The sequence below is a fragment of the Pseudomonas sp. PS02288 genome (genome assembly GCF_029959715.1).
Lineage (GTDB): Bacteria > Pseudomonadota > Gammaproteobacteria > Pseudomonadales > Pseudomonadaceae > Pseudomonas_O > Pseudomonas_O kuykendallii.
Genome location: NZ_JASCPA010000001.1, coordinates 273,792 through 297,267, shown reverse-complemented (window position 1 = coordinate 297,267; position 23,476 = coordinate 273,792). Strand labels below are relative to the sequence as shown.

22 protein-coding genes are annotated in these 23,476 nt (G+C 62.0%); 3 read left to right on the top strand and 19 right to left on the bottom strand.

Going from position 1 to position 23,476, the window contains the following annotated elements:
• Positions 1-29: 29 nt before the first annotated feature.
• From htpG to QMX85_RS01385, 4 genes are all read right to left on the bottom strand, one after another.
• Positions 30-1,931 (bottom strand): molecular chaperone HtpG, encoded by a 1,902-nt coding sequence (gene htpG, locus QMX85_RS01400; protein WP_282338379.1) that lies wholly within the window; start codon positions 1,929-1,931, stop codon positions 30-32.
• A 113-nt stretch (positions 1,932-2,044) separates the two neighbouring features.
• The gene (locus tag QMX85_RS01395) at positions 2,045-3,346 is read right to left on the bottom strand and encodes an MFS transporter (protein ID WP_348775223.1); all 1,302 of its coding nucleotides are present in this window, start codon (positions 3,344-3,346) and stop codon (positions 2,045-2,047) included.
• On the bottom strand, positions 3,343-3,789 hold the full coding sequence (locus tag QMX85_RS01390; protein ID WP_282338377.1) for a PaaI family thioesterase: 447 nt from the start codon (positions 3,787-3,789) through the stop codon (positions 3,343-3,345). The genes QMX85_RS01395 and QMX85_RS01390 overlap by 4 nt, the downstream gene beginning before the upstream one ends.
• A complete protein-coding gene (locus tag QMX85_RS01385) occupies positions 3,786-4,262 on the bottom strand; it encodes a PaaI family thioesterase (RefSeq protein ID WP_282338376.1) in 477 nt (158 codons plus the stop codon). The genes QMX85_RS01390 and QMX85_RS01385 overlap by 4 nt, the downstream gene beginning before the upstream one ends.
• A 170-nt stretch (positions 4,263-4,432) precedes the next feature.
• Between QMX85_RS01385 and QMX85_RS01380 the strand changes: the two genes are divergently transcribed.
• Complete coding sequence (locus QMX85_RS01380) at positions 4,433-4,696, top strand: hypothetical protein (protein WP_273229187.1); 264 nt, start codon at positions 4,433-4,435, stop codon at positions 4,694-4,696.
• A 78-nt stretch (positions 4,697-4,774) separates the two neighbouring features.
• Here the strand turns inward: QMX85_RS01380 and QMX85_RS01375 are convergent, their stop codons facing one another.
• From QMX85_RS01375 to sdhC, 12 genes are all read right to left on the bottom strand, one after another.
• A complete protein-coding gene (locus tag QMX85_RS01375; RefSeq protein WP_282338375.1) occupies positions 4,775-5,164 on the bottom strand; it encodes an MAPEG family protein in 390 nt (129 codons plus the stop codon).
• A complete protein-coding gene (locus tag QMX85_RS01370) occupies positions 5,161-5,895 on the bottom strand; it encodes a DUF599 domain-containing protein (protein WP_282338374.1) in 735 nt (244 codons plus the stop codon). The genes QMX85_RS01375 and QMX85_RS01370 overlap by 4 nt, the downstream gene beginning before the upstream one ends.
• Before the next feature lie 93 nt (positions 5,896-5,988).
• Complete coding sequence (locus QMX85_RS01365; protein WP_282338373.1) at positions 5,989-7,950, bottom strand: methyl-accepting chemotaxis protein; 1,962 nt, start codon at positions 7,948-7,950, stop codon at positions 5,989-5,991.
• Positions 7,951-8,102: 152 nt separating this feature from the next.
• Positions 8,103-8,990: a succinate--CoA ligase subunit alpha gene (gene sucD / locus QMX85_RS01360; protein WP_090229252.1), complete on the bottom strand. Its 888-nt coding sequence runs from the start codon at positions 8,988-8,990 to the stop codon at positions 8,103-8,105.
• A complete protein-coding gene (sucC, locus tag QMX85_RS01355; protein ID WP_090229254.1) occupies positions 8,990-10,156 on the bottom strand; it encodes an ADP-forming succinate--CoA ligase subunit beta in 1,167 nt (388 codons plus the stop codon). The genes sucD and sucC overlap by 1 nt, the downstream gene beginning before the upstream one ends.
• Before the next feature lie 153 nt (positions 10,157-10,309).
• A complete protein-coding gene (lpdA, locus tag QMX85_RS01350) occupies positions 10,310-11,746 on the bottom strand; it encodes a dihydrolipoyl dehydrogenase (protein WP_282338372.1) in 1,437 nt (478 codons plus the stop codon).
• A gap of 84 nt (positions 11,747-11,830) precedes the next feature.
• Entirely contained in the window at positions 11,831-13,060 is a 1,230-nt protein-coding gene (gene odhB, locus QMX85_RS01345) for a 2-oxoglutarate dehydrogenase complex dihydrolipoyllysine-residue succinyltransferase (RefSeq protein ID WP_282338371.1), read from the bottom strand.
• A 64-nt stretch (positions 13,061-13,124) separates the two neighbouring features.
• Complete coding sequence (locus QMX85_RS01340) at positions 13,125-15,956, bottom strand: 2-oxoglutarate dehydrogenase E1 component (protein WP_273229194.1); 2,832 nt, start codon at positions 15,954-15,956, stop codon at positions 13,125-13,127.
• A gap of 251 nt (positions 15,957-16,207) precedes the next feature.
• On the bottom strand, positions 16,208-16,912 hold the full coding sequence (locus QMX85_RS01335) for a succinate dehydrogenase iron-sulfur subunit (protein WP_090229261.1): 705 nt from the start codon (positions 16,910-16,912) through the stop codon (positions 16,208-16,210).
• An 11-nt stretch (positions 16,913-16,923) separates the two neighbouring features.
• On the bottom strand, positions 16,924-18,696 hold the full coding sequence (sdhA, locus tag QMX85_RS01330; protein WP_282338370.1) for a succinate dehydrogenase flavoprotein subunit: 1,773 nt from the start codon (positions 18,694-18,696) through the stop codon (positions 16,924-16,926).
• Positions 18,697-18,699: 3 nt separating this feature from the next.
• On the bottom strand, positions 18,700-19,068 hold the full coding sequence (gene sdhD / locus QMX85_RS01325) for a succinate dehydrogenase, hydrophobic membrane anchor protein (RefSeq protein WP_090229264.1): 369 nt from the start codon (positions 19,066-19,068) through the stop codon (positions 18,700-18,702).
• Positions 19,062-19,436 carry a succinate dehydrogenase, cytochrome b556 subunit gene (gene sdhC, locus QMX85_RS01320; protein ID WP_273229346.1) on the bottom strand — a complete coding sequence of 125 codons (375 nt, stop codon included), beginning with the start codon at positions 19,434-19,436 and terminating at the stop codon, positions 19,062-19,064. Before sdhC ends, sdhD begins: the two co-directional genes overlap by 7 nt.
• 354 nt (positions 19,437-19,790) lie before the next feature.
• Here sdhC and gltA point away from each other — a divergent pair, with 354 nt between their 5' ends.
• Positions 19,791-21,077, top strand: a complete 1,287-nt coding sequence (gene gltA / locus QMX85_RS01315) for a citrate synthase (protein ID WP_273229196.1) — start codon at positions 19,791-19,793, stop codon at positions 21,075-21,077.
• Between the two features lie 63 nt (positions 21,078-21,140).
• Here the strand turns inward: gltA and QMX85_RS01310 are convergent, their stop codons facing one another.
• Positions 21,141-21,746, bottom strand: coding sequence for an START domain-containing protein (locus tag QMX85_RS01310; RefSeq protein ID WP_282338369.1), 606 nt, complete (start codon positions 21,744-21,746; stop codon positions 21,141-21,143).
• 58 nt (positions 21,747-21,804) lie between these two features.
• Positions 21,805-22,056, bottom strand: coding sequence for a YkgJ family cysteine cluster protein (locus QMX85_RS01305; RefSeq protein WP_273229198.1), 252 nt, complete (start codon positions 22,054-22,056; stop codon positions 21,805-21,807).
• Between the two features lie 158 nt (positions 22,057-22,214).
• On the opposite strand from QMX85_RS01305, the gene QMX85_RS01300 reads away from it, so the two are divergent.
• Positions 22,215-22,556, top strand: coding sequence for a DMT family protein (locus tag QMX85_RS01300; protein WP_273229199.1), 342 nt, complete (start codon positions 22,215-22,217; stop codon positions 22,554-22,556).
• A gap of 46 nt (positions 22,557-22,602) precedes the next feature.
• Here QMX85_RS01300 and QMX85_RS01295 read toward each other — a convergent pair whose 3' ends face one another.
• On the bottom strand, positions 22,603-23,475 hold the full coding sequence (locus QMX85_RS01295) for an NAD(P)-dependent oxidoreductase (RefSeq protein ID WP_282338368.1): 873 nt from the start codon (positions 23,473-23,475) through the stop codon (positions 22,603-22,605).
• Position 23,476 lies beyond the last annotated feature (1 nt).

Here is a 23,476-nt window from a genome sequence, read left to right as displayed (position 1 = left end):
ACGGGCCTTCTACTGACCGCTTACTTAGCTCAGGCGGACAACTCGACCAACAGCTTGTTCAGCCGGCGCACGTAGCTTGCCGGGTCCTTCAGGCTGTCGCCCGCGGCCAGGGCAGCCTGGTCGAAGAGGATGTGGCTCAGCTCGCCGAAGCGGTCCTCGTCGGGCTCGCGATCGAGCTTCTCGATCAGCGGGTGCGTCGGGTTGAACTCGAAGATCGGCTTGGAATCCGGCACCTTCTGCCCGCTGGCTTCGAGGATCTGGCGCATCTGCAGGCCGAGATCGGCCTCTCCAATCGCCAGGATTGCCGGCGAATCGGTCAGGCGGTGCGATACGCGCACCTCCGCCACCTGCTCGCCCAGCGCCGCCTTGAGTCGTTCGACCAGGCCTTCCTTGGTCTTCGCGACCTCTTCCTGGGCTTTCTTGTCCTCTTCCGAGTCCAGCTTGCCGAGGTCCAGATCGCCGCGCGCGACGTCGACAAAATGCTTGCCGTCGAATTCGGTGAGGTAGCTCATCAGCCACTCATCGATGCGGTCGGTGAGCAGCAGCACTTCGATGCCTTTCTTGCGGAAGACTTCCAGGTGCGGGCTGTTCTTCACCTGCGCGTAGCTTTCGCCGGTCAGGTAGTAGAGCTTGTCCTGACCTTCCTTCAGGCGCGAGACGTAGTCCGCCAGGGAGACGCTGGGCTCTCCGGATTCGTCGGAGGTCGAGGCGAAGCGCAGCAGACCGGCGATCTTCTCACGGTTGGCGAAGTCTTCCGCCGGACCTTCCTTGAGCACCTGGCCGAAGTGCTTCCAGAAACTCTTGTACTGCTCGGGCTCGCCCTTCGCCAGTTTCTCCAGCATGTCCAGCACGCGCTTGGTCAGCGCCGACTTCATCGAGTCGACCACCGGGCCGGACTGGAGGATTTCGCGCGAGACGTTCAGCGACAGGTCGTTGGAGTCGATCACGCCCTTGATGAAGCGCAGGTACAGCGGCAGGAACTGGTCCGCCTGATCCATGATGAACACGCGCTGCACGTACAGCTTGAGGCCCTTGGGCGCTTCGCGCTGGTACAGGTCGAACGGCGCGCGGGCCGGGACGTAGAGCAGCGAGGTGTACTCAAGCTTGCCCTCGACCTTGTTGTGGCTCCAGGCCAGCGGGTTCTCGTAGTCGTGGGCGACGTGCTTGTAGAACTCCTGGTATTCCTCGTCCTTCACCTCGGTACGCGGACGCGTCCACAGGGCGCTGGCGCGGTTTACGGTTTCCCACTCGGTTTCGACCGGCTTCTCTTCGTCGCCGTGATGTTCCTTCGGCAGCTCGATGGGCAACGCGATGTGGTCGGAGTATTTCTTGATGATGTTGCGCAGGCGCCAGCCATCGGCGAACTCTTCCTCGCCCTCTTTCAGGTGCAGGACGATGCGCGTGCCGCGCTCGGCCTTGTCGATGTTCTCGACCTCGAACTCGCCCTCGCCCTTCGACGACCAGAGCACGCCTTCGCTGGCGGGCTGGCCGGCGCGGCGGGTGAACACCTCGACCTTGTCGGCGACGATGAACGCCGAGTAGAAGCCCACGCCGAACTGGCCGATCAGGTGGGAATCCTTCTTCTGGTCGCCGGAAAGATTCTTCAGGAAGTCGGCGGTGCCGGATTTGGCGATGGTGCCCAGGTGCGCGATCACATCCTCGCGGCTCATGCCGATGCCGTTGTCTTCGAGGGTGACGGTCTTGGCGTCTTTGTCGAAGCTGACGCGAATCCTCAGCTCGGCGCCGCCCTCAAGCAGCTCGGGCTTCGCCAGGGCCTCGAAGCGCAGTTTGTCGGCGGCATCGGAGGCGTTGGAAATCAGCTCACGAAGGAAGATTTCCTTGTTGGAATACAAGGAATGGATCATCAGGTGCAGCAGTTGCTTCACCTCGGTCTGGAAGCCCAGGGTCTCTTTGCGAGTTTCCACACTCATCGTCATCGAACTCCACATGGATGGCACAAGCCGCAGTAGCGGCGGATGTCACCAAGGTGGGGGCTTCGTCTGGGATTTCAAGTGTTTAGCCAGGATCGCAGGGAAACGGGCGGCTAGGGTTCGAGCAGCTCGATGGCGCTGACCTGCTCCGGGGAGAAGCGGAACAACGCCTCGCCGGGCGGCTTCACGGCGCGACGGATGACGATGTGCCCGTCCGTATCTAGCCCGTCGAAGCGTCCCTCGGCGTTCACGCCACGCTCGCTGCGCAGGCGGATCAGCCTGCCGCGATAACGGGAAGGCTGCTGGAGAAGGCGCTCGACGCTCAGCGGCCGGGGCTCGCTGGCGACAGGCTCAGGCGGGCTGGCCGGCGGCTGCGGGTCGGTCGCCTGGACCACCGGCCGGCGTGGCGAATCCACCGGGGCCGGCCGCTCATCCGGCACGCGGGGATAATGATCGCCCTGCACGAACCAGCCACGCTGAGGGGTCTTGCTCAACTGCAGCGTCAGGCGCTGCGGCCTGCCGGCAATCGATGCCTGCACGGCGACGTCGGCGCGGCTCGCCGGCCACGCCAGCCCGGCGAGCGGTTGCACGTGCACCTCGCGGGTGGCGAAGCGGCGCTGCAGGTAATTGGTGATCACGTAGCGCAGCGTGTCTTCGTTATCGAGATGGGTATCGACACCCTCCTCCCGGTAACGCAGACGGTCGGCGAACAGTTCGACACGACCGTTGAGGCGGGTGGCGTACGGCGTCGGCAGCGACAGGTGAAATTCGCCGGCCAGCTTGTTCGGCGCCAGCGGTTGCAGGTCGAGGTGCAGGCTGTAGCCCTCGCTCAGGCTTCGCACCTGCGGCAACTGACTTCCCGGCGCCAGCCAGCTCAGCTCGACGTTCGCCACGCCCGGGCGATCCTCGGGGAGTACGTCGAGGCGCACCGCGCCCGTCACCGGGCGGCGCAGACGGATGCGCAGCTCGCGGTGGGCAGCGCCCTCGCCCTCCTCGCGCAGGCTGAGCACGCCGTCGATCAGCTCGCCCTGCTGCGGTGCGAAGCGCTGGCCGTTGAGCTGGCCGTTGAGGCGGATGTCCAGTTCCGGCGGCAACGCCGGCTCGCGTCTCGCCCAATCGAGGCTGAGAATCCGCTCCAGACGCTGCGGATCGCTGCCGGCCATCATCGTCAGCCCGACCACCAGCGGAATGACGCCCAGTGCGCACAGCAGCACGGCCCTGCGTGCCAGGCCCCAGCGGAACAGCACGAACAGCAGGGTCAGCGGCGGCAGCAGCGCACCGATGCCCCACAGCAGGCTGCTGCGAAAGGCCAGCAGCACCAGCCAGAGCAGCCCGATGGCGATCAGCAGAACCCCGCTGCCCGCCAGCAGCGTCGCCATACCGATATCGCTCAACCCGGAAAACGCTTCGTTCAAGGCTTGTCGACCTTGAAATGCGCCCGCGCGGTGGCGATCGGCTCGCTCTGGCGGCTCTGCCAGGCGGTGATCGCGACATTCGCCACGCGCCGCCCCTGGCGCCAGACCTGGCATTGCGCATAGGTATCGCGGTAATGCCCGGCACGCAGGTAATCGATGGAGAAGTCGATGATCTTCGGCATGTGCGGAATGCCCATGAACATCAGCAGGTGCAGCAGTCCGGCCTGCTCCATGAAGCCGGCGATGACCCCGCCGTGAATCGCCGGGAGCGTCGGGTTGCCGATCAGGTCCCTGTTCGCCGGCAAACGGAACACCATGTCCTCGCCCATCCGCAGGCACTCGACGCCGAGCAGCCGCGCGTAAGGGATCAGGGCGATCAGGCCGTCGTAGTCGTTCCTCTCGTGGGCATCGCGCACCTGCTGGTTGAGATCGAGCGCGGTCATGCGCCACCGCCCTGGATGTCGCGCGTGACCGGAGCACCCGCGCGGGCGTTCTTGCCCATCCGCATGAAGGTGCCTACGACATGGGCGATCGGCTGCTGCGGATCGTCCTGATAGGCGTAGCCGCGGGTGAAGATGACGTTCTCGGTGACGCGGTAGCACTCGGCGAAGCCGAAGACATCCCTGAGCGGTTCGGCCGGATGCATGTAGTCGATGCGCAGGTCGAGCGTCGGGCAGATCTCGAACTCAGGCAGCACGCAAACCGTCGAGATGCCGCAGGTGGTGTCCATCAGGGTGGTGATCGCGCCGCCGTGGATCACGCCGGTTTCGGGGTTGCCGACGATCTGCTGGCTGTACGGCAGGCGCAGTGTCAGGCCCTGCGGATTGCCGGCATGCACCTGCATGCCGAGCACCTGACAATGGCGCAACGCGGAGAGAAAGCGCGTGGCTTTCTCGACGATGGCGGTTTCACTCATACGACATTTCCGGGTGATTTTTATGCCGCCGATGATACCCGCTCCACCGCGCGCCAGGCAGCTCGGCAACCCTCGGCGAGAATTTTTGCCCGATAGATAAGGAACTTAGGCGCAAACGTGCCGTTCAAAAGGGGTGAGATTTGGAAGGTCACTCTGAGGAGAAATACAAAATGAACAAATCCCTGTCCCTCGCCTTGATTCTGGCGGCCAGCATGGGCCTTGCAGCCTGCGACAGCGGCTCCGAGAACAAGAAGCAAGATGCTCAGGAACACGCCAACGAAGCTCAGGAGCATGCCAACAAGGCGGCCGAAGAGCAAAGCAAGGCGGTCGAGGACACCAACGAAGCGAACCAGGAAGCCGCCGAGGAAGCGAAGGACGACGGTCAGACTCCGCCGCCACCCGCCACCACTCCGGCACCGGAAGCCAACAAGTAAGATCGTATCGCGACCCTACCGTAGGCATGAAAAAGGCCCGCCAAAAGCGGGCCTTTTCTTTTGTCCGGCGAACGACGCTCAGAGCGTCGGCGTGAGCATCAGCAACAGGCAGCAGGCCAGGCCGACGAACCACACCAGGCTGCGCTGCCAGGTCAGCCCGATGTAGTAGAACCAGAGATAAACGAGGCGGCTGATCACGAAGATGACCGCCAGTGCGTCGACCAGCCACCCGTGGGTCTGCGTGGTATGCGCCATCAGCACGCCGGCGAGGAACAGCGGGAAGATCTCGATGCTGTTGAGGTGGGCGGCCAGGGCCCGCGCGCCGGCGCCCGTCAGGTTAGCCTGCTGCGCACGCGGATGGCGGTTATCGTAGCCACCGGCTTCGGCGCTCATCGCCTTGGCCACCGGCAGCTTGGCGAGATAGATCAGCAAAGCGGCTATGAATACACACCAGAAAGGTACGCTCATTCGTTTTTCTCCTTGGGCGGCTCTGCCGCGTGAGTGGGGGTGTAGACCATGACCTTCAATACATCGGAGTGGAATTCGCGGCGGTAGAGGACGAGCACAACCCCCGCGGTGACCAGCATGAACAACCACGGATGGATGAACCAGCCGAGCATCGCCATACCGAAATAATAGGCCCGCAGGCCGAAGTTGAACTGGTTGGCCGCCATGGAGATCACCCGCGCCGCGCGCTCGGCGAAGGATTTGCGCTCCAGCTCGTTGACGTGGCGCTCCCCCACCATCGGCGCGGAGCCGACCAGCGTCGAGGCGAAGTTGTACTGGCGCATGCACCAACTGAACGTGAAGAAGGCGTAGACGAAGACTACCGCCAGGCCAAGCAGCTTCAGCTCGGACAGCGGACGGGTGGCGTCCTTGACGAACGGCAGGTCGGCCAGCAGCGACACCGCACGGTCACTTGAGCCGAGCACGGTGAGCACGCCGGCGAGAATGATCAACGTGCTGGAGGCGAAGAAGGAGGCGTTGCGCTCCAGGTTGCCGATCACGTTGGCATCGGCGATCCGGTTCTCGCGCAGCAGCATGCGGCGCATCCAGTCTTCCCGGTACAGGTGCAGCACGCTGGCGAGGCAGGCAGTGTCGCGCCCTTTCCAGCCGGCGTAGAGGGTGTAGCCGATCCAGCAGAAGATGAACCAGCACAGGGCCAGCAGATCGGGCAGATAAGCGGTGGGCACGAACATGGAACCTCCTTGTGAGCCGGCGCGATTATAGCCAGCCAGCCGCTGCGGGCGCCCGACATAAAGCGCCCACCCCGACGCCTCCCATCCGCCGCTTCAGACCTGGAACTGCTCGATCAACTGAACCAGCTGGCCTTCCAGCAGGTGGATCTCCTGCGCCGAACGCCGCGTGCGCTCGACGGTATCGGAGGTCTGGGCGGTGATCTGGTTGGCTCGCAGCACGCTGTTGCCCACCATGTCGGCGACGCTCGCCTGCTCATGGGCCGCGGTCGCCATCGCCTGGATGTTCTCGTCGATCGCATCCACCGCGACGGTGATTCCGCCGAGCGACTCGCTGGTCTGTTCGGCACGCTCGCGGGCGTGGCCCACCGCCTGCTGGCTGTCGCTCATCATCTCGATGGACGACTGCGTGCGTCGCTGCAGCGCCTGGATGATTTCCTGGATTTCTTCGGTGGACTGCTGCGTGCGCTGGGCCAGCGAGCGCACCTCGTCCGCCACCACGGCGAAGCCGCGGCCCATTTCGCCCGCCCGCGCCGCCTCGATGGCGGCGTTCAGAGCCAGCAGGTTGGTCTGCTCGGCGATCCCGCCGATCACCCCGAGCACCGAGCCGATACGCCCGCTGTCCTCGCGCAGCGACTCGATCACCGTCGCCAGACTGTCGACCTTGCCGGACAAAACCAGCATGGCCTCCTGATTCGCCCGGACCCGTGCCAGGCCGACACCTGCGGCCGTGCGTGCATCCTGCGACAGCGCCTGACCGGCGCGCGCATTCCGGGACATCTCCTGCGCGCTCGCCGCCATCTCCACCATCGCCGAGGCAATCTGGTCGCTTTCCTCGCGCTGTTGCTGCACATCGCGGTGCGCGCTTTCGGCGGAATCCTGCAGGTCTTCGGCGGACTTCTGCAAGGTGTGCGAGGCGCTGGAAACCTCGGCCACGGTGCGCCTGATCTTCTCCACGAAACGGTTGAAGTTCTGCGCCAGCTGACCAATGTCGTCCTGCCCCTGGACCGGCAGGCGCCGGGTCAGATCGCCCTGCCCGGCTGCCATGTCCTCGAGCATCACGTTGATCCGCGCCAGCGGGCGCACCAGCGCCGCACCGACAGCGTAAGCCGTGAGCCCGGCCACCAGCAGCGCCGCCAGCACCAGCCCCCAGAACAGCAGGTTGGCACGCGCCACGGTGCTGTCGGCGTCTGCCGCCGCGGCATCCATCGACTGCATGATGCTTTGCTGCAACTGGCTGGCGAGGTCGGCGATCTGCGGGTCGATGGCATCCATCTTCTGCAGTGTCGCGTTGCGCGCGCCCACCAGTTGCACGGCCTTGTCCGCTGCGGCCTTGTACAGCTCAAGGCTCTGCAACGCGCCGTTCAGTTTGTCCTGGGTACTCTGGCTGCTGGTTCGGTCGCGCAGAACGCTCATGGTGCTCTGCGCGTTGCCCAGTTCGGTCTGGAACGACTTAACCTGATCGGGCTGGTTCTCCTGCAGGAACTGATAGAGGTACTGACTTCCCAGTAGCAGATGGCGCATCGCCGCGCTGGAGTAGAACACCGCGTCGAGGTTGAAGTCCTGCTGGGCGTTTTCCAGGATCGAGCTGAGAACCTTCTCGATCGCCGGGCCTTGCCGACCGAGTTCGCCGCTGATCAGCTTCTGATGTTCCTGGCTGAGCGGCACCAGCGATTCGCGGAACAACTGGCTGTACTGCGCATGCAGGTTCTCCATGGAGGCCAGCAGTTGCCTGCGCTGCGAATCCCGCAGGTGCGCGCTGGTCTGCTCCAGGGCAGCGCCGAGATCGCGGTCCAGTTCGAGAAACTCCTGCTCGGTCGCCTGATCGCCGCTGCGCGCGTAGTGGCGCACGCTCAACTGCAGCCGCGCCATGCTGTCAGCGACCTTGGCGACCCGATCCATTCCCGGCCCGAGGTTCTGGGTGACCACCTCTACGCGGCTGGCGATGCTGCGCAGCGACAACGACGAAACGACGCCGAGCGCTATGAGCAACAGACAGAGCATCGCGGGAACCACGGCCATTTTCAGTGCTATACGCAGGTTGGCGAACCACTGCATGGAACGGTTTCCTCGGTTACATGAGCCCGCGCGGACAGCGTGCGGGCGATAACGACTTATCGACCGCTCTGCCCCAGGCTTGAGCGCTGGATTTCGTAAGGCGGAAAAGAAAAAGGCCACCCGAAGGTGGCCTTTTTCACATCAAGTCAGCCTCAGGCTTTCTTGACTTCCCAACCGGTCAGCTCGGCCAGGGCCTTGCCGATGTCGGCCAGCGAACGAACGGTTTTCACACCGGCGTCCTGCAGCGCAGCGAACTTCTCGTCCGCAGTGCCTTTACCGCCGGAGATGATGGCACCGGCGTGGCCCATACGCTTGCCTGCCGGAGCAGTCACGCCAGCAATGTAGGACACCACCGGCTTGGTCACGTTGGCCTTGATGAAGGCAGCGGCTTCTTCCTCGGCGGAACCACCGATCTCGCCGATCATGACGATCGCTTCGGTCTTCGGGTCAGCCTGGAACAGCTTGAGGATATCGATGAAGTTCGAGCCCGGAATCGGGTCGCCACCGATGCCCACGCAGGTCGACTGGCCGAAGCCGGCGTCGGTGGTCTGCTTGACGGCTTCGTAGGTCAGGGTGCCGGAACGCGACACGATGCCCACTTTGCCCGGCAGGTGGATGTGACCTGGCATGATGCCGATCTTGCACTCGCCAGGAGTGATGACGCCCGGGCAGTTCGGCCCGATCAGGGTCACGCCCAGCTCGTCGCACTTGACCTTGGCTTCCAGCATGTCGATGGTCGCGATGCCTTCGGTGATGCAGACGATCAGCTTGATGCCGCCGAATGCCGCCTCCAGGATCGAGTCCTTGCAGAACGGAGCCGGAACGTAGATCACCGAAGCGGTAGCGCCGGTGGTCTCGACGGCTTCCTTGACGGTGTTGAACACCGGCAGGCCCAGGTGCGTGGTGCCGCCCTTGCCCGGAGTCACGCCGCCAACCATCTGGGTACCGTAGGCAATCGCCTGTTCGGAGTGGAAAGTCCCCTGCGAACCGGTGAAGCCCTGGCAGATGACTTTGGTGTCTTTATTGATCAGGACGCTCATTACTTGCCCTCCGCAGCTTTGACCACTTGCTCTGCAGCATCGGTCAGGCTGGTTGCCGCGATGATGTTCAGGCCGCTTTCAGCCAGGACCTTGGCGCCCAGCTCGGCGTTGTTGCCTTCCAGACGGACGACCACCGGAATCTTCACGCCGACTTCTTTCACGGCGCCGATGATGCCTTCGGCAATCATGTCGCAACGAACGATACCGCCGAAGATGTTCACCAGAACGGCCGCGACGTTGCTGTCGGAGAGAATGATCTTGAACGCTTCGGTAACGCGTTCCTTGGTAGCACCACCGCCAACGTCGAGGAAGTTGGCCGGCTTGCCGCCGTGCAGGTTGACGATGTCCATGGTGCCCATGGCCAGGCCAGCGCCGTTGACCATGCAGCCGATGTTGCCTTCCAGGGCAACGTAGTTCAGTTCGAACTTGGCAGCGTGGGCTTCGCGCGGATCGTCCTGCGACGGGTCATGCATCGCACGCAGCTTCGGCTGACGGTACATGGCGTTGCTGTCGATGTTGATCTTGGCATCCAGGCAGTGCAGGTTGCCGTCCTTCTTGATCACCAGCGGGTTCACTTCCAGCAGAGCCAGGTCGTAGTCCTGGAACAGCTTGGCCAGGCCGACGAAGATGTGGGTGAACTGCTTGATCTGGTCGCCCTTGAGGCCCAGCTGGAAGGCCAGCTCGCGGCCCTGGAACGGCTGAGCGCCGACCAGCGGATCGATGGTGGCCTTGAGGATCTTCTCGGGAGTGTCGTGAGCGACCTTCTCGATGTCCACACCACCTTCGGTGGACGCCATGAACACGATACGACGGCTGGAACGGTCGACGACGGCGCCGAGGTACAGCTCCTTGTCGATGTCAGTGCAGGACTCGACCAGGATCTTGGTGACCGGTTGGCCGTTGGCGTCGGTCTGGTAAGTCACCAGACGTTTGCCCAGCCAGTTGGCGGCGAACGCCTTGGCGTCTTCCTTGCTCTTGACCAGTTTTACGCCGCCCGCTTTACCGCGGCCGCCAGCGTGAACCTGAGCCTTGACGACCCACTCGGTACCACCGATCTTGTCGCAGGCTTCTGCGGCTTCTTCCGGGGTGTCCACGGCGAAGCCTTTGGATACGGGCAGGCCGTACTCAGCGAACAGCTGCTTACCCTGATATTCGTGAAGATTCATGCTTATCTACCGTCTTCGTTAGGTATTGCGCATTCGGCGCTGCGTTAGTGCTGCCGCGCCACCTGTGACTGCCCTTTTGAGGAAACAGTCCGATGGGCATTCCGCGGCAAGCCTGGTGGCAGGATACGGGCAACCCATCGTGGTTCTGATCGCTTAGCGCTTCTTGCGGTTGGCGATATGAATGGCATGGCCATTCACTGCCAGAGCGGCTTCATGCAGCTGCTCGGACAGGGTCGGGTGCGAGAACACCATCATGCCCAGGTCTTCGGCACTGGTGCCGAACTCCATGGCGATGGCGCCCTGCTGTACCAGCTCGGCGGCGCTAGGGCCGATCACGTGAACGCCCAACACGCGGTCGGTCTTGGCGTCGGCGATGATCTTGACGAAACCGGCGGTGTCATTGGCAGCCATGGCACGGCCACTGGCGGCGAACGGCGCGACACCGACGTTGACTTCGACACCTTCAGCCTTGAGCGACTGCTCGCTCTTGCCGACCCATGCGATTTCAGGGTGGGTGTAGATCACGCCCGGAATCAGGTCGTAGTTCATCTGCGCCTTATGCCCGGCGATACGCTCGGCCACTACCACGCCCTCTTCCATTGCCTTGTGCGCGAGCATCAGGCCACGGACCACGTCGCCCACGGCGTAGACGCCGGGAACGCTGGTGGCACAGAAGTCGTCGACGAAGATGTAGCCACGCTCGTCGAGGTCCACGCCGCTGTCCGCGGCCAGCAGTTCGGTGGTGACCGGACGACGGCCGACGGCGACGATCAGCTTGTCGTAGGTTTCCTTCTGCTCGCCGTTGGCGTCGGTGAAGGTCACGGTGACTTCGTTGCCGTTGATCTCGGTGGCGGTCACGCGCGCGCCCAGACGAATCTTCAGGCCCTGCTTGGTGAGGATCTTCAGCGCTTCCTTGGCGACCTGGTCATCGGCGGCCGGGAGGAACTTGTCCAGCGCCTCGAGGACGGTCACTTCGGCGCCCAGACGGCCCCAGACCGAACCCAGTTCGAGACCGATGACGCCAGCGCCGATCACGCCCAGGCGCTTGGGCACGGACTGGAAGTCCAGCGCGCCGGTGGAATCGACGATGACGTTCTGATCGATCGGTGCCGGCGGAATCTCCACCGGGCGCGAACCCGAGGCGATGATCACGTTGGTCGCTTCGAGGATCTCGGTGCTGCCGTCACGGCCGGTGACTTCGACCTGCTTGTTAGCCAGCAGCTTGCCGTGGCCTTCGAAGGAGGTCACGCCATTGGCTTTGAACAGTGCAGCGACGCCGCCGGTGAGGTTGCGGACGATCTGGTCCTTGCGGGCGATCATGGTCGGCACGTCGATGGTGACGCCGCTGGCCTCGATACCGTGGACTTTGAAGCCTTCGTGGGCTTCGTGGTACTTCCAGGTGCTGTCCAGCAGCGCCTTGGATGGGATGCAGCCGACGTTCAGGCAAGTACCGCCGAGGGCGATCTTGCCTTCCTTGCCGACATACTTCTCGATGCAGGCGGTCTTCAGACCGAGTTGCGCGGCGCGAATGGCAGCCACATAGCCGCCAGGGCCGGCACCGATCACTACCACGTCGAATTTCTGGCTCATAACAATCTCCATCAACTTTGAGCTTCAAGCGGCGAACCGCCAGCGGAGCCTGTTAAGGCTCGGCTGGCGGACAGCGGCCGTGGGTTAGATGTCCAGCAGCAGGCGCGCAGGATCTTCCAGCAGGTTCTTGATGGTCACCAGGAAGCTGACCGCTTCCTTGCCGTCGATCAGGCGGTGATCGTAGGACAGCGCCAGGTACATCATCGGACGGATGACGACCTGACCGTTGACGGCCATCGGACGCTGAAGAATGTTGTGCATGCCGAGGATCGCGGCCTGCGGCGGGTTGACGATCGGAGTCGACATCATCGAACCGAAGGTGCCGCCATTGGTGATGGTGAAGGTGCCCCCGGTCATCTCGTCGATCGACAGCTTGCCGTCACGGGCCTTCTTGCCGAAGGTTGCGATGCCGCTCTCGACTTCGGCCAAGTTCATCAGCTCGGCGTTACGCAGCACCGGAACCACCAGACCGCGGTCGCTGGAGACGGCAACGCCGATATCCTGATAGCCGTGGTAGACAATGTCGGTGCCGTCGATCGAGGCATTGACCGCCGGGAAGCGCTTCAGCGCTTCTACCGAGGCCTTGACGAAGAACGACATGAAGCCCAGGCGTACGCCGTTGTGGGTCTTCTCGAAGAGATCCTTGTACTTGGAGCGCAGGGCCATCACTTCGGTCATGTCGACTTCGTTGAAGGTGGTCAGCATGGCCATCGAGGACTGTGCCTCGACCAGACGCTCGGCGACCTTGGCGCGCAGGCGGGTCATCGGAACACGCTTCTCGACGCGCTCGCCAGCAGCGAAGATCGGCGCCTCGGCGGCCGGAGCCGACGGTTTGGCGGCTGCAGCGGGAGCGCTCTTCTTGGCTTCGATGGCGGCGACGACGTCTTCCTTGGTCACACGGCCGCCCTTGCCGGAGCCTTTGACACTGTTCGGATCGATGCCGTTTTCTTCAGCCAGCTTGCGCGCGGCAGGCGCCAGCATCGGCTCCTCGCCAGCGGCGGCGGCAGGCGCAGCAGTTTGCGCCGGAGCGGCGGCTGGGGCTGCGGCGGCAGGAGCCGGAGCAGCCACACCAGCACCACCTTCGGTCAGACGGCCGAGCAGCTCGCCGCTAAGCACGGTATCGCCTTCGTTCTTGACGATTTCGGCAACCACGCCATCCGCTTCGGCGAGGACTTCCATCACCACCTTGTCGGTTTCGATATCAACGATCAGCTCGTCACGTTTGACGGCGTCACCCGGCTTCTTGTGCCAGGTAGCGACGGTGCCGTCGGCGACCGATTCCGGGAAAGAGGGGGCTTTGATCTCGATAGCCATTATCAGGGTTCCTATTGATTCGGTTTCTTCTGGAGGCGGCTATGGCCGCCTCGGCACGAAGGCGTTAAACGTTGAAAGCGTCCTGGAGAAGCTTCTCCTGCTGCTCGGCGTGCAGGGAAGCGTAGCCACAGGCGGGCGCAGCGGAAGCGTCACGACCGGCATATTCCAGGAACAACTCCGGTTTCTGCGCAACGGCGACCCGACGCATGTGGTGCTGGCTGCAATACCAGGCGCCCTGGTTCATCGGCTCTTCCTGACACCAGACGATGTGCTTGAGGTTGCCGTACTGCGACAGCACTTCCGCCAGATCGTCCTCGGGGAACGGATAAAGCTGCTCAATACGGACGATTGCCGTATCGGTACGGCCTTCCGCACGACGCTTCTCGAGCAGGTCGTAGTAGACCTTGCCGCTGCAGAGGATCAAGCGTTCGACCTTCTGCGCGTCGAGTTGATCGATCTCCGGGATGACGGTCTGGAAGGAACCGTTGGCGAGATCTTCCAGGGTCGAGATGGCCAGCTTGTGGCGCAACAACGACTTCGGCGTAAGGGCGATCAACGGCTTGCGCAGCGGACGGATCACCTGGCGACGCAGCATGTGGTAGACCTGCGCCGGAGTGGTCGGCACGCAAACCTGGATGTTGTGCTCGGCACTCAGTTGCAGGTAGCGCTCGAGACGCGCGGAGGAGTGCTCCGGACCCTGCCCCTCATAGCCGTGCGGCAACAGCATGGTCAGCCCGCACAGACGGCCCCACTTGTGCTCGCCACTGGTGATGAACTGGTCGATCACCACCTGCGCGCCGTTGGCGAAATCGCCGAACTGGGCTTCCCAGATCACCAGCGCGCTTGGCGTGGTGGTCGAGTAGCCGTATTCGAAGGCCAGGACGGCCTCTTCCGAAAGGAACGAGTCGTACAGGTCGAAACGCGGCTGGTCCTTGACCAGATGCTGCAGCGGGATATAGGTCCCGGCGTCCTTCTGGTTGTGCAGTACCGCGTGACGGTGCGAGAAGGTGCCGCGACCGATGTCCTGGCCAGTCATGCGAACCGGGTGGCCTTCGAACAAAAGGGTCGCATACGCCATGGTTTCGGCGAAGCCCCAGTTGATCGGGAGCCCACCGGCAGTCATTTTCTGACGGTCTTCGAGGATCTTCGACACCTGACGCTGGACGACGAATCCTTCCGGGACTTCGAGCAGCTTGTTCGACAGTTCCTGCAGCGTCTTGAGGTCGAAGCGGGTGTCGTGACGCGCGGTCCAGGCATGCCCCAGATACGGACGCCAGTCGACGAACAGTTCCTTGTTCGGCTCCTTGACTAGGCTTTTAACCACGTGGAGGCCGTTATCCAGGGCGGTACGGTACTCGTCGATCTTCGCCTGGACGCGCTCGGCATCGAGCACGCCAGCCTGAGTCAGAGTCTCGGCGTAGAGTTCGCGCGTGGTGCGCTGCTTGGCGATCTGCTGATACATCAGGGGCTGGGTGCCACTTGGCTCGTCGGCCTCGTTGTGGCCACGACGGCGGTAGCAGACCAGATCGATGACCACGTCACGCTTGAACTGCATGCGATAGTCGATCGCCAGCTGGGTGACGAACAGCACCGCTTCCGGGTCATCGCCGTTCACGTGCAGGATCGGCGCCTGGACCATCTTCGCCACGTCGGTCGCGTACTCGGTGGAACGCGCGTCTTCCTGACGGCTGATGGTGAAACCAACCTGGTTGTTGATCACGATACGAATCGTGCCACCGGTCCTGAAGCCGCGGGTCTGCGACATCTGGAAGGTTTCCATGACCACGCCCTGCCCCGCGACAGCGGCATCACCATGGATGGTTACCGGAAGCACCTTGTCACCGGAAAGATCGTTGCGACGATCCTGACGGGCACGCACCGAACCCTCGACCACTGGAGAGACGATTTCCAGGTGCGACGGGTTGAACGCCAGTGCGAGGTGAACCTCACCGCCAGCGGTCATCACGTTGGACGAGAAGCCCTGGTGATACTTGACGTCGCCGGAACTCAGACCCTCGACCTTCTTGCCTTCGAACTCGTCGAAAAGGTCGCGCGGGTTCTTGCCGAAGGTATTCACCAGCACGTTCAGGCGGCCACGGTGGGCCATACCGATGACGATTTCCTTGTTGCCGTAGGAACCCGAGCGCTGAATGATTTCATCCAGCAACGGAATCAGGCTCTCGCCACCTTCCAGGCCAAAACGCTTGGTACCCGGATACTTGGTACCCAGGTATTTTTCCAGTCCTTCAGCGGCGGTGAGGCGCTCGAGCAGATGGCTACGCACTTCAGCGGAAAACGCCGGGCGGCCGCGCACACTCTCCAGACGCTGCTGGAACCACTTGCGCTGCTCGGAATCGACGATGTGGGTGAACTCGGCGCCGATGGTGCGACAGTAGGTCTGCTGCAGGGCTTCCTGGATTTCACGCAGGGTGGCTTCTTCCTTGCCGATGTAGAGCTCACCGGTACGGAAGGTGGTATCCAGATCGGAATCAGTCAGGCCGTAATGATTGATCGCCAGATCGGCAGGAGTCGCGCGCTGAGCCAAACCCAGCGGGTCGAGCTTGGCAGCCTGGTGGCCACGCATGCGGTAGGCCTGGATCAGACGCAGGACTTCAACCTGCTTCTTCTCATGCTCGCTGCTTACGCTCCCGGCGGATACCGGCTGAGCGCGACGCTGATTCTTGGCGAGCAGAACGAAGTGATCGCGGACCGTAGAGTGCGAGACATCGGTGGCAGCACTGCCATCGGTCGGCAGCTTCTGGAAATAGGTGCGCCACTCTTCTGGCACAGCGTTGGGATCGTGCAGGTAGAGCTCGTAGAGCTCTTCCACATAGGCAGCGTTACCACCGGAAAGGTGGGCACTGTCCCACATGCGCTGCATTACGCTTTCTTGCATGCTTGGTCACCCTCGGTAAGGGGACACCATCAGCGTGGTCACCGCTCAAGACCGGTCTGGACTACAGCTCAGACAGATCCAAACGGACCTCACAGATAGCCCGGGTACCAGCCCGGATGCCCCTGCTGGTCTTCATATTTTTCGAATAGGGACCACGACTTTTTGGGCTGAGGTCCTGACTAAAACTGCAGTGCCGGCTGAGAACCGGCGCTGCAGGCACTACTGGCGTTGCAGGTATAGCAGATCGTAAATCAGGTCCCGCTTTGCAGAAGCATGTTGCGAACGTGGCCAATCGCCTTGGTCGGGTTGAGACCTTTCGGGCAAACGTTCACGCAGTTCATGATCCCACGGCAGCGGAACACGCTGAACGGATCGTCCATCGCAGCCAGACGCTCTTCGGTCTGGGTGTCGCGGCTGTCGGCCAGGAAGCGGTAAGCCTGCAGCAGCGCAGCGGGACCGAGGAACTTGTCGGGGTTCCACCAGAACGACGGGCAGGACGTCGAGCAGCAAGCGCATAGGATGCACTCGTACAGACCATCCAGCTTCTCGCGCTCTTCCGGCGACTGCAGACGCTCGATGGCCGGAGCCGGCGTATCGTTCTGCAGGTAAGGTTTCACCTTCTCGTACTGCTTGTAGAAGATGCTCATGTCGACGACCAGATCACGAATGACTGGCAGACCCGGCAGCGGACGCACCACCAGAGTGTCGCCTTTCACGACTGCGGACAGCGGCGTGATGCACGCAAGGCCGTTCTTGCCGTTGATGTTCATCCCGTCCGAGCCGCAAACGCCTTCGCGGCAGGAGCGGCGATAGGAGAAGGTCACATCCTGTTCCTTGATCAGCGCCAGAACGTCAAGGACCATGATGTCCTTGCCGTCGGTGTCGACCTGGAACTCCTGCATGTGCGGAGAGGCATCCTGCTCGGGGTTGTAGCGATACACACTGACTTTCAACATGGCAGCCACCCTTAGTAAGTCCGAACCTTGGGTTCGAATGGCGGAACGGTCTTCGGCGCGAAGTTCACCGCGCGCTTGGTGACACGCTTGTCACCCGGGAAATACAGCGAGTGGCACAGCCAGTTCTGATCGTCACGATCTTCGAAGTCCTCGCGGGCATGAGCGCCGCGGGATTCTTTGCGCTCTTCGGCGGCGATGGCGGTAGCTTCGGCCACTTCCAGCAGGTTCTGCAGCTCCAGCGCCTCGATACGCGCGGTGTTGAACGCCTGGCTCTTGTCGGCGATCTTCACGGTAGAGATACGCTCACGCAGGTCGGCCAACTGGGTAATGCCCTTCTGCATGTACTCGCCGGTGCGGAACACACCGAAGTAGTTCTGCATGCAGTTCTGCAGTTCCTTACGCAGCGGCGCAACGTCTTCACCCGAGGTGCGTTCGTTGAGGCTGTTGAGGCGGGAAAGCGAGGATTCGAGATCGGTTTCGCTGGCGTTGCGATAATCGATGCCTTCCTTGAGCGCTTTCTCCAGGTGCAGACCTGCGGCGCGGCCGAAGACGACCAGGTCGAGCAGCGAGTTGCCACCCAGACGGTTGGCACCGTGTACCGACACGCAAGCGACTTCGCCCACGGCGAACAGACCCGGGATCACGGTATCGACGCCATTGGCGTCCTGAGTGATCGCCTGGCCATGAATGTTGGTGGCAACGCCGCCCATCATGTAGTGGCAGGTCGGGACGACCGGAACCGGAGCGACGACCGGATCGACGTGCGCGAAGGTCTTGGACAGTTCACAGATACCTGGCAGGCGACTGTGCAGCACTTCCTCGCCGAGGTGATCGAGCTTGAGCATTACATGGTCGCCATCCGGACCACAGCCGTTGCCGGCAATGATTTCCTTGACCATCGAGCGCGCCACGACGTCACGACCGGCGAGGTCCTTAGCGTTGGGCGCATAGCGCTCCATGAAGCGCTCGCCGTGCTTGTTGATCAGGTAACCACCTTCACCACGGCAACCCTCCGTGACCAGTACACCGGCCCCGGCGATACCGGTCGGGTGGAATTGCCACATCTCGATGTCCTGCACCGGCACGCCAGCACGCAGCGCCATACCCACCCCGTCGCCGGTGTTGATCAGGGCGTTGGTGGTGGAGGCATAGATACGTCCAGCGCCACCCGTGGCAAGCACGGTAGCCTTCGAGCGGATGTAGGCGGTTTCACCAGTTTCGATGCATATGGCGATCACACCGACGATCACGCCGTCCTGGTTTTTCACCAGATCCACGGCATACCACTCATTGAGGAACGTGGTGTTGTTCTTCAGGTTGGCCTGATACAGCGTGTGAAGCAGGGCGTGACCGGTACGATCGGCAGCCGCGCAGGTACGAGCCGCCTGGCCGCCCTTGCCGAAGTCCTTGGACTGACCACCGAACGGACGCTGATAGATGCGACCCTGCTCGGTACGGGAGAACGGCAGACCCATGTGCTCGAGCTCGAACACGGCTTCCGGCCCTACGGAACACATGTACTCGATGGCGTCCTGGTCACCGATGTAGTCGGAGCCCTTGACAGTGTCATACATGTGCCAGCGCCAATCATCGTTCGGATCGGACGATGCGATGGCGCAGGTGATGCCGCCCTGAGCGGAAACAGTGTGCGAGCGAGTCGGAAAAACCTTGGTGACTACTGCTGTCTTGAAGCCGGACTGAGCGAGCTGCAGCGCAGCGCGCATACCGGCACCGCCGCCGCCAACGATGATGGCGTCGAACGAAAGCGTACGAATGTTAGCCATGAATCAGATACCCCAAAGAATCTGCACACCCCAGACGAAGTACGCGAACATGGCAATGCCGCAAACCGCCTGGAACAGGAAACGCACGCTGGTGGCCCATTTGCCGATGGCCATGGCGGTCAGGTAGTCGGTGGAGATCGTCCACATACCAACCCACGCATGAACCCCGAGCGCAACCAGAGCCAGCAAGCTGAAAATGCGCATCCAGTTATGGGAGAACAGACCGTGCCAATCCGCATAGCTCAGATTGGGATGGAAAAGCAGGTAACCAAGCAGAAAAAGAAAATAAGCCGCAAGAACAACGGCAGAAACGCGCTGCGCCATCCAGTCATAGAGACCCGAACGCGAAAAGTTCGTAACGTTAGTTACCATATCCACACCCCCGCCAGAACGATGAGCACCACCGAGACGGCGATGACAATCTTCGAGCCCGCTTTGCCGCCTTCCAGTGTCTCACCAACACCGGTATCCATGACCAAGTGGCGCACGCCGGCCACCAGGTGATACAACAAGGCTGACAGCAGGCCCCAAATCACGAACTTAGCCAGCGGACTGGTCAGGTACATCTTCACGTCGGCGAAGCCTTCCTCGGACGAAAGCGACTTGTCGAGCACGAAAAGCATGACGGCAAGGCCTACGAAAAGGATGACACCGGAGATGCGGTGAAGAATGGACGTATAAGCGGTGATAGGGAGTTTTATGGTCCTAAGATCTAGGTTTACAGGTCGTTGGCTATTCACGGCTGTTTTTTCACGCTGAGGCCCCAACAATCAGGGCAAGTTGTAGGGAAGTGCGCTGGTCAGGTCCCACTACCCAGGGAGTGACAACCCCAGAATACAGGCCTTAAAGCCCTGGCGGTCGGGCATCGAGTATAGACAGTTAGGACACTAATGACAACGCAATCACCTGCCCCAAAGAGCGGATTGCGCTGACCTCACAAAAGGCGTAAATAGCCGATTTTCAAGACCCTTAATCACCCTCAAAGCCGTCTACCGCCTAGCCTCCACGCAAATTGACTTTCGGATTTATCACTCTATAGTGATGCGGGCCCTGCATGGGGGCAGGATGATACCAAGCATAAAATAGGAGGCCTCATGGCTGACAAAAAAGCGCAGTTGATCATCGCAGGCTCTGACCCTGTAGAACTGCCCGTTCTGACCGGCACTGTTGGTCCCGATGTAGTTGACGTACGGGGCCTCACCGCCACGGGTCGTTTCACCTTTGATCCTGGCTTTATGTCCACCGCCTCTTGCGAGTCGAAGATCACCTACATCGACGGCGACAAAGGCATCCTTCTTCATCGCGGCTACCCGATCGAGCAGCTTGCCGAGAAGTCCGACTATCTGGAAACCTGCTACCTGCTGCTAAACGGCGAACTGCCGAATGCCGAGCAGAAGGCCCAGTTCGTCGGCACCGTGAAGAACCACACGATGGTTCACGAGCAGTTGAAGTCGTTCTTCAACGGTTTCCGTCGTGACGCTCATCCGATGGCGATCATGTGCGGCGTGGTCGGTGCGCTGTCGGCCTTCTATCACGACTCCCTGGACATCAATAATCCCAAGCATCGCGAAATCTCCGCGATCCGGCTGGTTGCCAAGATGCCCACCATCGCCGCCATGGTTTACAAGTACTCCATGGGCCAGCCGATGATGTATCCGCGCAACGATCTGAACTACGCGGAAAACTTCCTGCACATGATGTTCAACACCCCGTGCGAGATCAAACCGATCAGCCCGGTACTGGCTCGCGCGATGGACCGGATCTTCATCCTCCACGCCGACCACGAACAGAACGCGTCCACGTCCACCGTTCGTTTGGCCGGTTCTTCGGGTGCCAACCCGTTCGCCTGTATCGCTGCCGGTATCGCCGCCCTCTGGGGCCCGGCGCATGGGGGCGCCAACGAGGCCGTGCTGGCGATGCTCGACGAGATCGGTGACGTATCGAACATCGACAAGTTCATCGCCAAGGCGAAGGACAAGGACGATCCGTTCAAGCTGATGGGCTTCGGCCACCGCGTCTACAAGAACTTCGATCCGCGCGCCAATGTGATGAAGAAGACTTGCGACGAAGTCCTCGCCGAGCTGGGCATCCACGATCCGCAACTGGAACTGGCGATGAAGCTGGACGAGATCGCGCGAAACGACCCTTACTTCAAGGAGCGCAATCTGTACCCGAACGTCGACTTCTACTCGGGGATCATCCTCAAGGCGATCGGCATTCCGACCAGCATGTTCACGGTGATCTTCGCGCTGGCACGCACCGTGGGCTGGATTTCCCACTGGAAGGAAATGCTTTCCAGCCCGTACAAGATCGGCCGTCCCCGTCAGCTGTATACCGGCTATCCGCAGCGCGACTTCACCGGACTGGACAAGCGCGACTGACATCTGGCGAACAAGAAAAAGGCTGCCGAGGCAGCCTTTTTCTTTGCCCGGAAGAAAGGCTTACTACTTCTCGGCGCGCTCGCGTAGCCCTTTCAGGGTATTGAACGGCGCATCGACCACGAAGCTGTTGGCCAGCCACGAAGGCACGCTGCCACCCGGCTCGGTCTGCACCTGATAGGTTACTTCGGTCTGGCCAGGGCCTTTGGGCGTCAGCTTCCACAGGCCTTCAACCTTGGCTACGCGTACATAGCCCTTTTCCTCGGGCAGGTAATCGGCCACTCCCTCCAAGGTACGCGTCAGGCTACCGTCGGCATCCTGTGTAGTCGTGATGTGCAGGATCGAATCACGCGCAGTGACGGGCCACGGAGGCGTGAAGTAGGTGTGTGTCCAGGCCTGATCGCCCTCCTGCTTGAGCAGCTTCTGCTCCTTGCACTCGAAGATCCACGCGCAGGAACCGCTGACATCCTCTTGCAGCGCACGGATGGTGGCGATGTCCGCCTTGACCGTGGTGACGCCGCGATAAGCCTTGTACTTGGAGCCGGCTACCGGGCTAAGGTAGATGCTTATGCCCGCCTCTTCCTTCTCTAGCTTCCAGTCATCGGCATAAACGATCATAGGCAGTACGGCCGTGAATCCGCAGGCCAGCGCCAGTTGATGCAAAAGCCTCATTTATTTTTCTCCTTATCAAAGACTCGAGCGACTCGACGGCTCATCCGTCGAACGCACGTTAAGCGGTTGCCTGCTCCAGCCAGCCGAGCAAGCTGATCGCCTCTTCACGGTTGCTCCCGCAAACCGAGGGCTCGGCCTGGAACTGCGAGCACACGGGCGGCCTACCCGGAGCGCCGAACAGCGCGCACAGGTAGTCGACCGAAAGATGGATGCAACGTTCGCCCGCGGGCTTGCCCTGGGGCATACCTGGAATGGACGAACTTATCGAAGGGGCGATGCAGCAGGCACCGCAACCGGGACGGCATTGCATGGAGACAGGCGACCTCGTAAAACGGGACCAAGGGTTCTACGGGCGGCGATATTACCTGTACGCCACACGGATGGCAGCCATCCAATTGATGGTGGCAAGACTTGGCGGCGCGACAGGCAGGCAGTAGGCTCAGCGGCCGACATTCCGGAGCTTCGCCGATGCCGATCTGGTTGCAGACTGCTGCCTTGTTGAGCCTTTCCAACATCTTCATGACCTTCGCCTGGTACGGCCACCTGAAGACGCTGCACAGCAAACCATGGTTTATCGCCGCACTGATCAGCTGGGGGATCGCACTGTTCGAATACATGATCATGGTGCCAGCTAACCGGATCGGTTACACGACGATGTCGGTGGGCCAGCTGAAGATCATGCAGGAAGTGATCACCCTGTCGATCTTCGTGCCATTCAGCGTGTTCTACATGCAGCAGCCGCTCAGACTGGACTACCTGTGGGCGGGCCTTTGCCTGCTGGGCGCGGTGTACTTCATCTTCCGCGCCTAGAGCTCAGTGAAGTGGGCGGACGGCCGAACGGCCGCCCGCATCGCCATCACTTGGTCGGCTTGAGCCGCGCCAGCAGGCTCGAGGTATCCCAGCGGTTGCCGCCCATGGCCTGGACTTCGCCATAGAACTGATCGACCAGTGCCGTCATCGGCAATTGCGCGCCGTTGCGACGGGCCTCTTCCAACAGGATCGACAGGTCCTTGCGCATCCAGTCGACGGCAAAACCGAAGTCGAACTCGCCGGACAGCATGGTCTTGTGGCGGTTTTCCATCTGCCAGGACTGCGCGGCACCTTTGCCGATAACCTCCATCACCGCCAGGCCGTCCAACCCGGCCTGCTGCGAGAAGTGCACGGCTTCCGCCAACCCCTGTACGACACCCGCAATGCAGATCTGATTGACCATCTTGGTCAACTGGCCGCTCCCTGCCTCGCCCATCAGTCGCGACATCCTTGCGTAGCTCTGGATCACCGGCTCGGCGCGCGCGTAGGTCTCCGCTGCGCCACCGACCATTACCGTCAGCACGCCGTTCACCGCGCCCGCCTGGCCGCCGGAAACCGGCGCATCGAGAAAGTCCAGGCCGCGTTCTTTGGCGGCGGCTGCCAGTTCGCGCGCGACCGTTGCCGACGCGGTGGTGTGGTCCACCAGCACGCTGCCCACAGCCATTCCGGCAAAGGCACCCTCGTCACCGAGGACCACGCCGCGCAGATCATCATCGTTACCGACACACACCATTACCAGCTCGGCGCCTTCCGCCGCTGCACGGGGGGTGGCGCCGCTGGTGCCGCCATGTTCTGCAACCCACTGTTCTGCCTTGGCCGCCGTGCGGTTGTACACACGCACCTCGTGCCCCTTGCTTGCCAGATGCCCGGCCATGGGATAACCCATGACGCCCAAGCCGATAAAAGCAACTTTCGCCATG